15 protein-coding genes and 2 pseudogenes are annotated in these 15,163 nt (G+C 65.6%); 7 read left to right on the forward strand and 10 right to left on the reverse strand.

Annotation, left to right across the window (positions count from 1 at the left end; all coding sequences use genetic code 11):
* Nucleotides 1-43: 43 nt before the first annotated feature.
* Complete coding sequence (locus F1640_RS20715; RefSeq protein ID WP_015449258.1) at nucleotides 44-610, reverse strand: TetR family transcriptional regulator; 567 nt, start codon at nucleotides 608-610, stop codon at nucleotides 44-46.
* 69 nt (nucleotides 611-679) lie between these two features.
* Between F1640_RS20715 and F1640_RS20720 the strand changes: the two genes are divergently transcribed.
* Together F1640_RS20720 and F1640_RS26085 are read left to right on the forward strand one after the other, a co-directional pair.
* Nucleotides 680-1,510 (forward strand): SDR family oxidoreductase, encoded by an 831-nt coding sequence (locus F1640_RS20720; protein ID WP_037479754.1) that lies wholly within the window; start codon nucleotides 680-682, stop codon nucleotides 1,508-1,510.
* A gap of 625 nt (nucleotides 1,511-2,135) precedes the next feature.
* Nucleotides 2,136-2,426: pseudogene (locus tag F1640_RS26085) on the forward strand (CorA family divalent cation transporter); the annotation flags it as partial.
* A 62-nt stretch (nucleotides 2,427-2,488) separates the two neighbouring features.
* On the opposite strand, the gene F1640_RS20730 reads toward F1640_RS26085, so the two are convergent.
* From F1640_RS20730 to F1640_RS20770, 9 genes and pseudogenes are all read right to left on the reverse strand, one after another.
* Nucleotides 2,489-2,896 carry a response regulator gene (locus F1640_RS20730; protein WP_016743851.1) on the reverse strand — a complete coding sequence of 136 codons (408 nt, stop codon included), beginning with the start codon at nucleotides 2,894-2,896 and terminating at the stop codon, nucleotides 2,489-2,491.
* An 81-nt stretch (nucleotides 2,897-2,977) separates the two neighbouring features.
* Nucleotides 2,978-3,602 (reverse strand): annotated as a pseudogene (locus tag F1640_RS20735) (response regulator transcription factor).
* Nucleotides 3,592-5,127, reverse strand: a complete 1,536-nt coding sequence (locus F1640_RS20740) for a PAS domain S-box protein (RefSeq protein WP_030089528.1) — start codon at nucleotides 5,125-5,127, stop codon at nucleotides 3,592-3,594. The pseudogene F1640_RS20735 and the gene F1640_RS20740 overlap by 11 nt, the downstream one beginning before the upstream one ends.
* Nucleotides 5,128-5,185: 58 nt before the next feature.
* The gene (locus F1640_RS20745; RefSeq protein ID WP_013039091.1) at nucleotides 5,186-5,659 is read right to left on the reverse strand and encodes a DUF305 domain-containing protein; all 474 of its coding nucleotides are present in this window, start codon (nucleotides 5,657-5,659) and stop codon (nucleotides 5,186-5,188) included.
* A 90-nt stretch (nucleotides 5,660-5,749) separates the two neighbouring features.
* On the reverse strand, nucleotides 5,750-6,868 hold the full coding sequence (locus F1640_RS20750) for a copper resistance protein B (protein WP_194921681.1): 1,119 nt from the start codon (nucleotides 6,866-6,868) through the stop codon (nucleotides 5,750-5,752).
* Complete coding sequence (locus F1640_RS20755) at nucleotides 6,868-8,793, reverse strand: copper resistance system multicopper oxidase (protein WP_194921690.1); 1,926 nt, start codon at nucleotides 8,791-8,793, stop codon at nucleotides 6,868-6,870. The genes F1640_RS20750 and F1640_RS20755 overlap by 1 nt, the downstream gene beginning before the upstream one ends.
* 66 nt (nucleotides 8,794-8,859) lie before the next feature.
* Nucleotides 8,860-9,426: an RNA polymerase sigma factor gene (locus F1640_RS20760; RefSeq protein ID WP_194921692.1), complete on the reverse strand. Its 567-nt coding sequence runs from the start codon at nucleotides 9,424-9,426 to the stop codon at nucleotides 8,860-8,862.
* Nucleotides 9,423-9,860 (reverse strand): periplasmic heavy metal sensor, encoded by a 438-nt coding sequence (locus F1640_RS20765; protein WP_039335535.1) that lies wholly within the window; start codon nucleotides 9,858-9,860, stop codon nucleotides 9,423-9,425. The genes F1640_RS20760 and F1640_RS20765 overlap by 4 nt, the downstream gene beginning before the upstream one ends.
* The gene (locus tag F1640_RS20770; RefSeq protein WP_007406394.1) at nucleotides 9,860-10,132 is read right to left on the reverse strand and encodes a hypothetical protein; all 273 of its coding nucleotides are present in this window, start codon (nucleotides 10,130-10,132) and stop codon (nucleotides 9,860-9,862) included. Before F1640_RS20770 ends, F1640_RS20765 begins: the two co-directional genes overlap by 1 nt.
* 132 nt (nucleotides 10,133-10,264) lie before the next feature.
* On the opposite strand from F1640_RS20770, the gene copC reads away from it, so the two are divergent.
* The 5 genes from copC to cueR all read left to right on the forward strand — a co-directional run bounded on the left by copC (nucleotide 10,265) and on the right by cueR (nucleotide 15,163).
* A complete protein-coding gene (gene copC / locus F1640_RS20775; protein WP_039335443.1) occupies nucleotides 10,265-10,642 on the forward strand; it encodes a copper homeostasis periplasmic binding protein CopC in 378 nt (125 codons plus the stop codon).
* 4 nt (nucleotides 10,643-10,646) lie between these two features.
* Entirely contained in the window at nucleotides 10,647-11,591 is a 945-nt protein-coding gene (gene copD / locus F1640_RS20780) for a copper homeostasis membrane protein CopD (RefSeq protein WP_039335445.1), read from the forward strand.
* A 36-nt stretch (nucleotides 11,592-11,627) separates the two neighbouring features.
* A complete protein-coding gene (locus F1640_RS20785; RefSeq protein WP_017501308.1) occupies nucleotides 11,628-12,302 on the forward strand; it encodes a class I SAM-dependent methyltransferase in 675 nt (224 codons plus the stop codon).
* Nucleotides 12,303-12,410: 108 nt separating this feature from the next.
* Nucleotides 12,411-14,768, forward strand: a complete 2,358-nt coding sequence (locus tag F1640_RS20790; protein ID WP_194921693.1) for a heavy metal translocating P-type ATPase — start codon at nucleotides 12,411-12,413, stop codon at nucleotides 14,766-14,768.
* Nucleotides 14,765-15,163: a Cu(I)-responsive transcriptional regulator gene (cueR, locus tag F1640_RS20795; protein ID WP_047100329.1), complete on the forward strand. Its 399-nt coding sequence runs from the start codon at nucleotides 14,765-14,767 to the stop codon at nucleotides 15,161-15,163. The genes F1640_RS20790 and cueR overlap by 4 nt, the downstream gene beginning before the upstream one ends.

Raw genomic sequence — 15,163 nt, forward strand, 5'->3', positions numbered from 1 at the left:
TGTCCCGGTCGGCGCGCGGGCGTGCAGCTCGCGCCTCGCACGATCACACGCGCAGCAGTCGCCCCACCGCCCGCATGATCGTCGCCCGGCGCGCCGCGTGCTCGGCAGCGTCGCGTGCAGCTCCGGTCATGCACCAGAGCTGGGTGAGGGCGGCGACAAGCCGGACGACATCCAGGGGCGTGAAGTCGGCGACGATCCGCCCCTCGGCCTGCGCCGCTGCGATCCCGTCCAGCTTCTCCCCGAGAAGGACCTCGCCGGCCGGGAGCATCAGAACATCCTGGCCACGCTCCAAATGATGCCAGGTCAGCAGCCTCCACAGGCGCGGGCGTTCGACCAGCAAGTCATAGGTGCGCCCCGCATAACCCTCAAGATCATTGGGATCGAAGCGATCGGCCTGCGCCGCGTCCATCACTTCCTGCGTCAGCGCGGCATCGAAGAGCGCCTCCTTGTCCCCGAAATAGGTGTAGAGCATCGGCTTGCTGATACCCGCCGCCTGCGCAATCCGGTCGATCCGCGCGCCCGCCAGCCCATGGGACGCGAACTCCTCGGTCGCTGCAGCCAGGAGCGTCTCGCGGCTCTGTGCGGCATTCCGCCGGGTTCGTTGCTTCATCACACCTCCAAGCATTGACGCATTCCAGGTTTCAAGTTACCTACCAGTTGGTAATATATGGAGTAACATATGTCCAATCACTGGTTTCTCACGGGCGCGTCCAGCGGCATCGGCCGCCATCTGGCCGAACTGATCCTGGCCGCTGGCGACGACCTTACCGCGACGGCCCGCAAGCCCGAAAGCCTCGATGATCTCGCGGCGAAATATCCGAGCCAGCTGCGCGTCGAAGCGCTCGACGTCACGGTCAAGGACGATATTGCTGCGGTCGTGGCCCGGGCGCAGGCGCGTCGACCCGTCGATATTCTGGTCAACAACGCCGGCGGCGGCGTGATCGGCGCCACCGAAGAGATGTCGGACGCCGAGGTCGAAGGCCAGATCGCGCTCAATCTCATGGCGCCCATCCACATCACCCGCGCCTTTGTCCCCGCCATGCGGCTGCGCGGGAGCGGCCGGATCATCCAGATCTCCAGCGCTAGTGGTCAGGGCTCGCTTCCGACGAGCAGTCTCTATCATGTGGCCAAATGGGGCCTGGAGGGCTTCAGCGAATGCCTCCGCCAGGAGCTTGAACCCTTCAACCTGTTCGTGACACTGATCGAGCCGGGCGGGGCGCGCACCAGCTTCAGCCACAATCTGCAATTCGCCAGCGAGATCGCCGCGTATCGCGATACGCCCGCCGGCCATATCCGCAAGATGTTCGAGACCGCCGGAAACGAGCTCTACACGCTCGACCCGCAAAAGATCGCGCAAGCGATCGTTGATGTCGCAACCAGCGACCATCCGCCGCTGCGCGTGACTCTCGGGGGTGACGCTTTCGGCGTTGTCCAGGCGGCGCTGCAATCGCGGCTCGCCTTTCTGCAGTCCCAGGAAGCGCTCGCGCGCTCGGTCGCTTTCGACAGTTGAGCTTTTCCGTCTTCCAGCTTTCGTCTCCGCGCGGTGCGACGCGCCTCACCGGGGCCCGGCAACCCTGTCGTCAGCGCCGTTATCCGATACTTAGGTATAGTCATCCGACACGATTGCAGAGGCGCCACACGGGCAATCGCTTGGTACCATCGCAAGAGAGGAAAACCCTCGCGGTCGCCCAATCAAGGGTGCGCAGACCTTCGCAGTCTGCGTTGCCCTTGATGTGGCAGCGCGCCGCCCAGCCACGCGCGTCATGAACGGGAGCGGCCTTCTGCGAAACCCAACGCTCCGCCGCATTTTCTATAAGCTCTCGCTCGAATTGCTGCGCGCCGCCTTCTTCTTCCTGCGATTGGGCTTGAAGAATGACGAGTGTTTGTGCGCGCGTCTCAATAGGCGAGGCACACGGCTTCCGGTCGCCGCCGCCGTTCTTTGTCACAATGGCAAACGGCTACGGCCGGCGACCCTGATCGATCCGGCGTGCGAGCACGTCGGCAAGGATGACTTCGTGTGGATCAAAATGTCCCAGCCCAGCGAAACAGAACTTGCCGACATCGCCGGGAATTACGGCCTTCACCCGCTTGCCATGGAAGGTGCCGACAACGGCCACCAGATTTCGAAGCTCGACGATCACATGCTCAGGGTTGAGAGCGCCATCACCGGCATCCGCGACATCCTGATCTCGGTGTTCGAGGCGAGTCACCTGCTCGAACAGCAGCGCCAAGGTGCGATCACCCGTTAGCTTGCCGCCCGGGCTGCGATCCTCGCGGTGCCTACCGCGATTGCCGGAATCTACGGCATGAATTTCGAGAATATGCCCGAACTGAAGACGCAATGGGGATATTTCGTCATCCTCGGCGTCATCGCTGCGGTCTGCATTGGGCTCTACATCCGGTTCAAACGTAGCCACTGGCTTTGACGGCGCAGATCGGCTTTCCACATCGCGCCGGGCTGAGGCTGCCGGGGGCCGGCCGCCACAATTCAATGCTTTCGAAGCGTCTCGATGCGGTGCCGGTCCAACGCTTCGAGCAAAGCCCTGCCGATCAGCGGCTTTGCAAGAACATGATCGAAGCCCGCCTCAGCGGCCCGCGAGGCCAGCAGCGTGTCATGAAAGCCTGAGATCATGATCGCGCGTCCCGACCATCCGATCTCGCGAAGGTGACGCAGCATCGCGAATCCGTCGATGTCGGGCATGCGATAGTCGAGGATGACGCAGTCTGCCTCCTTCGCGCGGGGGTCGGCCAACAGCGCGTGGCCGGTCGTATATCCCCACACGGCATAGCCGCGCGATCTCAGCAGCAGCTGGAGGCCACGCCGCACGCCGGGATCGTCGTCGGAGACGAGGATGGTGTATCTGCCATCATGCTGAGTGGAACGGACCGATGGCATTGCGAGAAGCGGACACCCGTGTGACGATTGCACCATCGATCGCATATCGCGCCTCGTCCCGTCGCTACGTAGAGGTCGCAGTCACTTCGGCTTGCGGCCCATGCCCGCGGCAAAGGCGATCCGCAGGGCTTCGGACAAATTGCGGACCTCGAGCTTGGCCATCAGGCTCGCGCGATGGACCTCGACCGTTCGCGATGAACAGCCCAGGTCATAGGCGATCGTCTTATTGGGCAGGCCGTTCGCCAGCCCTTCCAGCACTTCACGCTCCCGGGGCGTCAGTGCAGCGACCCGCACGCCGGCTTCAGAGGTTTCCAGAGTGCGAAGGTCGACATCGTCGAGACGCGCGAAACGCGCGGCTGACGGCGCCGAGCAGGGCGGCTTTCTCGAAGGGCTTCTCGAGAAAGTCGACCGCGCCGCCTTTCATGGCCTGCACCGCAACCGACACGTCGCCATGGCCGGTCAGGACGATGACCGGCATATTGACCCCGCGTGCTGCCATGGCGGCCTGAATCTCGAGACCGTCCATCTCGGGCATGCGCACGTCGAGGATGACGCAGCCGACGGCCGCCGACTTCGCCTCCTTGAGAAACTCCACGCCCGAGGCATAGGTCACGACGTCGTAGCCCGCGGTCTTGAGCGCAAAGCTCGCCGCCTTGCGGATGCTCTCCTCGTCGTCGACCAGATGGATGACGCGTCTATCCCCCATGTTCCTCCTCCGCCCGCGCATGGATCAAGGTAAAATGAAAGCGCGCGCCGCCGCGGTCGGGGCGCTCCATCCAGATACGGCCCCCATGCGCTTCGATGATGGTCCGGCAGATCGAAAGGCCGAGGCCCATGCCGTCGGCCTTTGTCGACTTGAACGCCGTGAAGAGCTGCTCCCGGACCTCGTCGGCGATGCCGGGGCCGGTATCCTCCACGGTCACCTCGATCAGCCCGTCAGGGCGCAACCTGGTCGCTACCTTGAGGTCGCGAACAGGACACGCCGCCATCGCCTCGATGGCGTTGCGCATCAGGTTGACCAGCACCTGCTGGATCTGCACCCTGTCGACGAGAACCGGCGTCGCGGCGGGATCGACCGCGAAGAAGCTGCGGATGCCGCGCTCGCGTGCACCGACCAGCGCGAGCTCGCTCGCCTCGGCGACAACCTGCGGCAGATCGTGGAGGCTCTTGTCGACCTCGCCGCGGGCGACGAAATCGCGCAGGCGCCGGACGATATGGCCGGCCCGCAGCGTTTCCTGTGCCGCATCATCCATCACCGACCGTAGCGACACGAAGGGTTCGTCGTCCCGCTCGTCGAGCATGTCGCGGATCGTCTCGAGATAGAGCGCGACCGCGGCAAGCGGCTGGTTGAGCTCATGCGCGAGGGTCGAGGCCATCGTGCCCATCGCGCTCAGCCGGGAGACATGGACCAGCTCTGCCTGCAGTTCCTTGAGCCTGAGCTCATCCTGCTCCTTGGCGGTGAGATCCCGGATGAAGCCGGTGAACAACCGCTGCCCGTCTTCACCGGCCTCGCCAACCGACAGCTGCATCGGGAAGGTCGAGCCGTCGCGGCGCTGGCCGACCACGACGCGGCCGAGGCCGATGATCCGGCGCTCGCCGGTCTGGAGATAATGCGCGATATATTCGTCATGCCGGTCGCGATCGGGCTGGGGCATCAGGCAGGAGACGTTGCGGCCGACGAGCTCGGTTTCCGAATAGCCGAACAGGCGTTGGGCGGCCGCGCTGAACGACGTGATGTCGCCGGTCTCGTCGATGATGATCATCGCATCGGGGACGGTCGCCAGGATCGACTGGAGATGCTGCTCGCGGGTCTCGATTGACGCCCGGACCGCCGCCTCGTCGGTGACATCGCGACTGATGCAGGCAAAGCCTCGATGTGCGTCGCCTTCGAACAGGGCGCTGATCGTCAGGCGCGCGAGATACTCCGCTCCGTTCTCGCAGACCCGCCACGCTTCGCGCTCCAGCGTGCCTTCGTGAAGGGCGGCCGCCAGGTCTGCGCACGGGCGGCCGGCCGCAATCTCGTCGGGCGGGTAGAACAGGTCATGGGGCTGTCCCAGGACGCGATCGAGGGGCCAGCATTCGGCACGCTCGCCTTCTTCATTATAGCTCAGCACGATCCCGGCAGGATCGAGCAGCGTCAGGACATGGCCGCCAGCCTGTCGCAGGAACAACGGCGCAAGCCGCACCACCTCCCTGGCAATCTCGTCCGCCCCGCGCCTCGTGTCGACCATCGGCCGGCTCACATACCTGGCCGGGCGCACGTATCCGGGCGTAGCCCGACTGTGCCACTCAGCGCCGCGCGAGTATGGCCTTCATCTCGTCGATTTCCTGCCGCTGCGAGCGCTTGATCGATTCGCAAAGCCGGATGACTTCCGGATCGCTGAGCTTTGCTTCCTGGCACATCAGGATCGCCCCGGAATGGTGCGGGATCATCGAGCGCAGAAAGGCCGTGTCGCCGATCGTGGTCTGGGTGCGGATGAGTGCAAAGCTGCCGAAGAAGGCGACCAGCGACGCGGCGATCAGCGCGATGTTGGCGGCCTTCGACGCGAACATGTGCCGCATGGCGAGGATCATCAGCACCACCATCGGCGCGACCATCATCAGCGTCATGTAGAGCATGTTGAGGTTGTTGTAGAAGCTGTCGAGCCCGTCGATCATGACGAACATCACCAGATACATGATGACGCCGCTGATGACGGTCTGAACGGCAAGGCTCCAATAGGCGCCCATCTTCCGGGTGTTCATGTGGGACGAATGGTCCATGGCGTATCTCCTTCGCTCGGCGCCGGCCGACCTGGGTATGAGTGTAACGCCCCGCTCTCTTGTTCGCCCCCGCCATCAGCCGTCCTGATGCTAAAACCAGAAGCGAACGCCGGCGACGAAGCTGGTGGCATGGACGTCCTCGCCCGCAAGCCTCGACAGCCGCGCCGTGTCTCCGGCTTTGCGCAGATAGGAAACGCCGATGTAAGGCGCGAACTGGCGGCTGAATTCGTAGCGCAGGCGCGCGCCGAGCTCTATGTTGACCAGCCCCGAACCGATGTCGTTCTCCGGAATATCCTGTGCGGCGAAATTGACCTCGGCGCGCGGCTGCAAGATCAGGCGCTGGGTGATGCGCTGGTCGTAATAGCCCTCGACCCGGCCCAGAAGGTCGCCCTTGGTCGAGAGGAACAGCGCGCCTTCGACCTCGAACATGCCAGGAGCCAGGCCCTCGACGCCGATCGTCGCGTAGGTGCGGTCGGGCCCGCGGCCGAAGTCCTGGCGGATACCGCCCTGAAGATTGAAATAGGGGTCGATGGCCCGGCTGTAGAGCACCTGCACCTCGGCGCTGTCGATGCCGCGGCCGAACTCGCCTTCGCCCTCGCTCTTGAGCCAGAGCCGGTTGATATCGCCGCCGTAAAAGCCTTCGCCATCCCAGCGATAGCCATCGCGACCGCTATGCGCTTGATACTCGAACAGGTTGAGCAGCACCTGCCCGAAATTGTTGCCGCCGCTATCCTTCATCATGATGTCGCGCGAGCGCGCCATCTCGCCGCCGGGAAAATCACGATCGGCGAAGTGGTCGCTGGGGGGAGGCGGCGGGGGCGCATTGCCGGCCGGAAGCGCCGTGCCGGTCATTTGCATGCCGGGCATGGCGGGCATTCCCGGCATCGTTGTCTGGCCATGCTGCGAATGGTCCATACCCGGCATCTCCGGCATCGCGGGAGACGCGGGTTGCGGCTGACCGGCCGCATCTCCCTGCGGCGCAGGACTGGCCTGGTGCTGCGAATGGTCCATCGCCGAGGTGGCGTCCGGCGCTGGTGTCTGAGCGCGCGGCCTGGCGGCGGCCTTGTCCTTCTTCTTCTCCTGCGCCGGCGCCACTTCGCCCGGCGGCGCCATGCCGGGCATGCCGTGCATCGAATGATCCTGGGCAAAGGCGGGCGCGGCAGCGAAAAGGGCGATCGCGCTCACCAGCGGCGTGAGGATGCGGGTCATTACGCGTCTCCCTTCGGACGGACGCTCACGACCCGCATCATCCCGGCATGCATGTGGTAGAGGAGATGACAGTGGAAGGCCCAGTCGCCGACCGCGTCGGCGGTGAAGTCCCAGGTCACCTTGCCGCCGGGCTGGACGATTACCGTATGCTTGCGTGGCGCATGATCGCCATGCCCCGTCACCAGCTCGAAAAAATGCCCGTGAATATGGATCGGATGCCCCATCATCGTGTCGTTGATGAGATTGACGCGCACCCGCTCGCCTTCGATGAAGGGGATCGGCTCGTGATGGTCCGACATTTTTTCGCCGTCGAACGACCACATGAACCGCTCCATGTTGCCGGTGAGGTGAATGTCGATGCTGCGGCTCGGCGCGCGCACGTCCGGATTGCGATCGAGCGCCATCAGGTCCCTGTAGACAAGCACCTTGTGGCCGACGTCGGCGAGGCCCTGGCCGGGCTCGCCGGTGCGGTCGACGGGCATCGGCGAGATGGTCTGGACGCTCGGGTCGCGCTTCACCTGCGGCGCGTTCGAGAAGTCTCGCATCTTCATCGACCCCATCGCGTGCCCGCCATGGTCCATGCCCGCCATCTGGCCATCGGCGCCCATCGCGCCGTGGTCCATCCCGCTCATCGCGGAATGATCCATCCCCGAATGATCCATGCCTGCCATGGCGCTATTGTCCATGGTCGCCATCGCTGCCGCCGCGCCGGTCGCGAGGCGCGCGGACGCGTTCTTCTCGGCCGTCGGATCGACGCCCCGCATAGCGCCGCCCGACATGTCCATGCCTTCCATGCCCGGCATCGAGGACATGTCCATGCCCATGTCCTTCATGTCGGCGAGCGGCCGTTTGCGTAAGGGGGGAACCTCGCCGGCCATGCCGGCGCGCGGCGCGAGCGTGGCACGCGCCATGCCCGAGCGGTCGATCGCCTCGCCGACAAGGGTGTAGGCCTTGTCATCGCCTGGGCTGACAACGACGTCGTAGGTCTCGGCAACACCAATCTGGAACTCGTCGACGGTGACCGGCACCACATTCTGCCCGTCGGCCTGGACGATGGTCAGCGGCAGGCCGGGGATGCGGACGTTGAAGGTGGTCATCGCCGACGCATTGATGACCCGCAGCCGCACCCGTTCGCCCGGGGTGAAGAGCGCGGTCCAGTTGTCCCTCGGACCATGGCCGTTGACGAGATAGGTGTAGGTGGATCCGGTCACATCGGAGATGTCGGCCGGGTCCATCCGCATCTGGCCCCAGTCGAGCCGGTCCTTGAGCGGCTGATCCTTGCCCGACAGGAGCCCGGCCAGGGTCTGGCGCTGGAAATTGAAATGGCCGGGGTTGACCTTGAGGCGCCGGAAGATCGCCTGCGGCGAGAGCGCGCTGTGATCGGCGAGCACGATGACATGCTCGCGGTCATAGGCGACCGGATCGGCACCGGCGGGATCGATGATGATCGGGCCGTAATGGCCTTCCTGTTCCTGCAGGCCTGAATGGCTGTGGTACCAGTAGGTGCCGCTTTGCACGACGGAGAACTGGTAGAGGTAGTTCGAGCCCGGCTTGATGCCCGGAAAAGACACGCCCGGCACACCGTCCATATTGGCCGGCAGGATCAGCCCGTGCCAGTGGATCGAGCTGTCCTCCTCCAGCTGATTGATGACGTTGAGCCGCACGCGCTGGCCCTCGCGCAGCCGGATCAGCGGGGCGGGGACCGTGCCGTTGAGGCCGATTGCCCGGAACTTGCGCCCGTCGATGGTCATCGACTGCCGGGCGATGGTGAGCGTGATGTCTTCGCCCGACACGGTCGGCAGCGTCGGTCGCATCCCCGGCGAGATCGTCTGCGCCCAGGCCGGCAGCCAGGCTGACAATGCTGCGCCGCCGCCGGCGAGGGCCGCGCCGCGGAGGAACTGGCGGCGGTCGAGAGCAGAAATCATTCGGTTGTCTCAGCTTTAAGAAAGAGGGCGGACCTATTGGAAATACGCAGCGTGGCCTCATCCCCCTCAAACTTTCTTCAACATTTCCGCGAGGCGTGCGCGGGCGCGGTAGAGGCGGGTCTCGACTGCCTTCGGGCTGATGCCGAGAATCTCGGCGGTTTCGGCTTCCGATTTCTCGTCGATCGTCCGCAGGATGAGCGTGTCCTTGAGAGAGGCGGGCAGGGCGGCGATCGCTTTCATCGCCTCTGCCAGTTGCTGCTCGGCGCCGATTGCCTGGTCGGGTAGCGGCGCCTCATCGGCGACGTCATCCGCCTCGCCCAGCGGCAGGGCCATGGAGAAGAAGTTCCGGACCGCGCGCCGGCGCCGCCAGTCATGGCATTTGTTGATGACGATCCGGGACATCCAGACCTGGAAGGGTCGGGTTACGTCATAGCGGTTGAGTGCGGCAAAGGCCGCGACGAAGCTCGCCTGGGTGACATCTAAGGCCTCATCCATAGATCCGACATGGCTGCGCACGAGCCGGTGAACCCAACCTTGATGCCGCCGGACCAGTTCGCCATAAGCCGCTTGCCGCCCGCCAAGCGCCAAAGCCGCAAGCTCCCCGTCCGAGCAGTCGGGGAGGCTCGCGGTCATTTGGACTTTGCCGTCAGCGCTTTCACTACGGCGTCGTCGAACTTCTCGGTCTGATCGGGACGCAGCACGGCCCGCATTGCGAAGATGTGCTCGAGCGTTTCCTTCTGCAGGGCCCCCATGGCCTGGTGCGAGCGATCCACCGCCGCTGCGACTTGCGGGCCATAGCCATGCTCCGCTTCGATCGCCTCCGCGAGGCGCGCATTGTCGGCGCGCAGTTCGGCCTCCAGCGCTTGACGCCGTAAGGCGTAGTTCTTCTCGATTGTCTCGAGCCGGCTGTGTTGCGCGGAATCCAGCTTCAGATCGCGATGGAGCAGCTCGTGCAGCTCATTTTCGACCGGGCGTACTGGAACCACATAGACGCGGCCGATGACAACGCCAGCGATCGCCGCGGCAAAGGTCAGCAGGACGAGGAGCAGGAGCCGGCGGTCGCGCATCATTGTGAACTCAGCAGCGTCGAAGGAGCGAGCGCGAGCCGCGCGTCAAAGGGCGATATCGGCCCGGCTTCGGTCGACCGCACAGGCACGGCCGAGCCGGCAATTCCCAGGAACAAGGCTGCTGCCGCGGCGATACCGAATGTCGTGGCGCTCAGGCGGGGCATGGCCTGGAGCCGGGCGATCTCGGCCATGACGCGGCTGTCCAGCCCGGCAAGCCGGGGATCGAGCGGCGCTTCCCGCAACCGGCTGAGCATGTCGTCGAGGTGGTCCATGATGTTTCTCCGTCTTCACTTCTCAATACGCAGGATGGTCCGGCAACCCTTGTCCGGGAACAAAAAGAAAATTGCGAGGGGTGCAGGTCGCGGCTGCGTATTGTCTCATGGGATCCACAGGAGAATGTTCCAATGCGTTTCTTTTCGCCTCTCGCAGCTATCGCCATCGTAGGCCTGAGTGTTTCGGCTCCGGCCTATGCCCATCCCAAGCTTGTATCCTCGGCTCCGGCCGCCAATGCCAGCGTCTCGGCGCCCTCGCGCATTACGCTTACGTTCAGCGAAGGTCTGATGCCCAGGCTGTCGGGTGCCGAGATCGTGATGACCGGTATGCCCGGCATGCCCAACCATCGCATGGCGGTAACCGGCTTCAAGACGTCCGTCGAAGGCGACAAGACGCTCGTGCTGACGCTCGCCAAGCCGCTCATGGCGGGCAGCTATCAGGTCGCCTGGCACGTCGTCTCGACCGACACGCACCGCATCCAGGGCAATCTCGCCTTTACCGTCAAGTGACGCCATGAACGACGTGGCACTCGTCGCCGTCCGCTGGGCGCTCTACGTCGATCTCGGCCTGTTGTTCGGCCTGCCGCTGTTCGCGCTCTATGCGCCCGGCGGCGGCCGGATGGTACAGCGGCATCTGCCGATGGTAGCAATGGTGGCCGGTCTCGCCTGTCTCGCCCTCCTGCTGTCGGCGCTGGGGTTCGCGTTGCAGGCAGCGGCCATGACCGGGCTGCCGCTCACCCAGCCTGATCTTTCCATGGTCGCAGAGCTGTTCAACGGCACGTCCATGGGAACGGCGCTGAAGGCGCGCCTCGTCGCGCTCCTCGTTCTTCTGCTCTCCATCCCCTTCTATCGCCGGCAATCCGGTCCTGCCTTCATCGCCTCCACTCTGGCAGGCGCGGTCGCACTCGCGACCCTCGCCTGGAGTGGGCATGGCGCGGCTGGCGAAGGCGAGGCGGGCTGGCTGCAACTGGGGGCCGATCTCATCCATCTGCTCGCCGCCGGCGCCTGGGTCGGCGCGCTTGCCGCATTCCTCGCGCTGGTACTTCCCAGGCTCGCAACCGACGATCTCGCCGCTCAAGACATGGACCGGGTCACGCTCGCCGAGGAAGCGTTGCGGGGCTTCTCCCTCGTCGGCACGATCATCGTCGCCCTGCTGATCCTGACCGGGACGGTGAACGGCTGGTTCCTCGTCGGTCCGGGCAACATCGCCTCGCTCGGGCAGTCGACCTACGGCCTGCTGCTCATCGCCAAGCTGCTGCTGTTCGCCGGCATGCTGGGCCTGGCCGCGCTCAACCGTTATCGCCTGACCCCGGCACTTGCGCAGGCGATCGAGGAAGAGGACGCGCCACGGGCGCAGGCGCTGCTGCGCGCGAGCCTTGTCGTCGAAGGCGGTCTTGCGATCGTCATTCTCGGGCTCGTCGCCTGGCTGGGGACACTATCGCCGCCCATGTCGATGTAGCTTATCGTTTCGGACGCCTCGCGTTGGGAGAAGCCTATGCAATCCTACACCCCGCCCCTCGGGACCGGATCGACGAAAGACTATGATCGCGCGATCCGCCTGTGGACGCGGGAGAAGCGGTGGCGTGCCGCCATGCTCGCCGCCCTGGCGCCCAAAGCCGGTGAGACGGTCGTCGACGTCGGCTGTGGCACCGGCAGCTTCGCGCTGATGCTCAAGCAAGCCGAGCCCAGGACGCAGGTGATCGGTCTCGATCCCGATGCCGAGGCGCTCGACATCGCGCGGCACAAGGCCGCTGTGCGGCGGGCCGATATCGACTGGCGTCAGGGATTTGCCAGGGACGTGGCCCCGGGTACCGCCGACGCTGTCGTGTCGAGTCTCGTGCTGCATCAGATGCCGGTCAGGGAGAAGGCGGCAACCCTGCGCGCCATGTTCGCCATGCTGCGCCCGGGTGGGCGCCTGGTGATCGCCGATTATGGCCGCCAGCAGGGTTTCATGCGGCTTGCCTTCCGCCTGACCGTGCAGCGGCTCGATGGCATCGATGATACCCGGCCCAATGCCGACGGCGTGCTCCCCGGCCTGATCGCGGCGGCCGGCTTCAGGCATGTGGCCGAGACGTTTCGGCTTTTGACCATCACCGGCGCGATCGACTTGTTTACGGCGCATCGACCGGCGCAGGACCACGGCCTTACGGTTGCCAATGACCTTGGCTGATGGCGGCCAGGCGAACGGGCCCCGCCGATTTGTCCGCTTAGGCGATTACGTATTGACCCTGACACGGTGTCAGACCCTAGATCGTCAGGCGTCGAAAGGAGCAAGGCGATGAACGAGACACATGGAGCGGCGCATGGCGGCGGTTGCTGCGGCGGCCACAGCGCCGCGAAAGCGGCGACCGGCGTCAAGGACCCGGTCTGCGGCATGACCGTCGACCCGGCGACCACGGCGCATCAAGCCGAGCATGGCGGTGAACGCTATCATTTCTGCAGCGCGGGCTGCCGGGCAAAATTCATCGCCGATCCCGAGCGCTATCTCGGCCCGCCGGCACCGCCGGTCGCGGTGCCAGAAGGCACGATCTGGACCTGCCCTATGCATCCCGAGATCCGGCAGGATCATCCCGGGTCCTGTCCGATCTGCGGCATGGCGCTCGAACCCGCGACAGTAACCGCCGACAGCGGCCCCAGCCACGAACTGGTCGATTTCACGCGCCGCTTCTGGGTCGGCCTGGTGCTGGCCCTGCCGGTGCTGATCCTCGAGATGGGCGCGCATCTCTTTCCCGTGATCCATCGCCTCGTACCGATGTCGATCTCGGTATGGATCCAGTTCGTGTTGGCGACACCCGTCGTGCTCTGGGCGGGCTGGCCCTTCTTCGAGCGTGGCTGGGCCTCGCTCAAGACCCGCAACCTCAACATGTTCACCCTGATCGCGATGGGCACCGGAGTCGCGTGGATCTACAGCGTCGTCGCGACGCTCGCGCCTCAGGTGTTCCCGCCGGCCTTCCGCGGTGAAGACGGCATGGTCGCGGTCTATTTCGAGGCGGCGGCGGTGATCACTGTCCTCGTGCTGCTCGGCCAGGTGCTCGAACTGCGCGCGCGTGAGCGAACCTCGGGCGCGATCAAGGCGCTGCTCAATCTCGCGCCCAAGACCGCGCGCCGCATCGGTTCCGATGGCAACGAAGAGGAAATCAGCCTCGATCTGGTCGCGGTCGGCGACCGCCTGCGCGTGCGGCCCGGCGAGAAGGTGCCGGTCGACGGCGTGGTCGAGGACGGCCGCTCCTCGCTCGACGAGTCGATGGTCACCGGTGAGTCCATGCCCGTCACCAAGGCCAAGGCCGACACGGTGATCGGCGGCACGCTCAACCAGACCGGAGCGCTGGTGATCGTCGCCGACAAGGTCGGACGCGACACCATGCTCGCGCGGATCGTCCAGATGGTCGCCGAGGCGCAGCGCTCGCGCGCGCCGATCCAGCGCATGGCCGATCAGGTGTCGGGCTGGTTCGTGCCGGTGGTCATCGCGGTCGCGGTGGTCGCGTTCATCGCCTGGGGTATCTGGGGCCCAGAGCCGCGCTTCGCCTACGGGCTGGTGGCGGCGGTCGCCGTGCTGATCATCGCTTGTCCTTGCGCGTTGGGTCTCGCAACGCCGATGTCGATCATGGTCGGCGTCGGCCGCGGCGCCGGGCTCGGCGTCCTTATCAAGAACGCCGAAGCGCTCGAGCATATGGAAAAGGTCGACACGCTCGTCGTCGACAAGACAGGCACGCTCACCGAAGGCCGGCCTGCCGTCACCCAGATCGTGCCGGCGCCCGGCTTCGACGAAGCCGAACTGCTGCGGCTTGCCGCCTCGGTCGAGCGGGCCTCCGAGCATCCGCTCGCGTTGGCAATCGTCGAGGCCGCGAAGGATCGCGGCATCGCCACGAGCGACGTCATCGACTTCGACTCGCCGACTGGGCGCGGCGCGCTCGGCACGGTCGAAGGGCGGCGCATCGTCCTCGGCAATGCGCGGTTCCTTGCCGACGAAGGGGTTGCGACTGAGGCGCTCGCCAGCCAGGCCGACGCACTGCGCCGGGATGGCGCCACCGCGATCTTCATCGGCGTCGACGGCACGGTCGGCGGCGCCTTCGCGATCGCCGATCCGGTGAAGGCCACGACGCCCGAAGCGCTCGCCGCGCTCAAGGCGGAGGGCATTCGCGTGGTCATGCTGACCGGCGACAACCGCACCACGGCGGAAGCGGTCGCCCGGCGCCTGGGCATCGACGAGGTCGAGGCCGAGGTGCTGCCCGATCAGAAGAGCGCCGTGGTCGCGAAGTTCAAGCGCGAGGGACGGGTGGTCGCCATGGCCGGCGATGGTGTCAACGACGCCCCCGCGCTAGCCGCCGCCGATGTCGGCATCGCCATGGGCTCGGGCACCGACGTCGCGATCGAGAGCGCAGGCGTCACCCTGCTCAAGGGCGACCTTACCGGCATCGTCCGGGCGCGACGGCTCAGCCAGGCGACCATGTCGAACATCCGCCAGAACCTCGTCTTCGCTTTCATCTACAATGTCGCGGGCGTGCCGGTCGCGGCGGGCGCACTCTATCCGCTGTTCGGCATCCTCCTCTCGCCGATCATCGCGGCCGCCGCCATGGCGCTCTCCTCGGTCAGCGTGGTCACCAACGCGCTGCGCCTCAACCGGAAAGCGCTGTGAACATCGGGGAGGCGTCGAAGCAAAGCGGGGTCTCGGAGCGGATGATCCGCCATTATGAGAAGATTGGCCTCATCCCGGCGCCGCCGCGCCGGGGTGCAGGCTATCGCGACTATGGCGAGAGTGACCTCCATCGCCTTCGGTTCATCGCCAATGCGCGAGATCTGGGTTTCCCGATCGAGGAGATCCGCACCTTGCTCGGCCTTTGGGCGGATATGGGTCGCGCGAGCGCGGAGGTGAAGCGGCTTGCCCTTGCCCGCGCCGAGGAATTTGAGCGCAAGGCCGCGGCACTGACGGCGCTGCGCGACACGCTGGTCGATCTCGCCGAGCGGTGTCACGGCGACGAGCGGCCGGATTGTCCGATCATTGCTGAACTGGCGTTGGCCCGATCCGCATAG

This window comes from Novosphingobium sp. NBM11, from assembly GCF_015390225.1.
Classification (GTDB): Bacteria; Pseudomonadota; Alphaproteobacteria; order Sphingomonadales; family Sphingomonadaceae; genus Novosphingobium.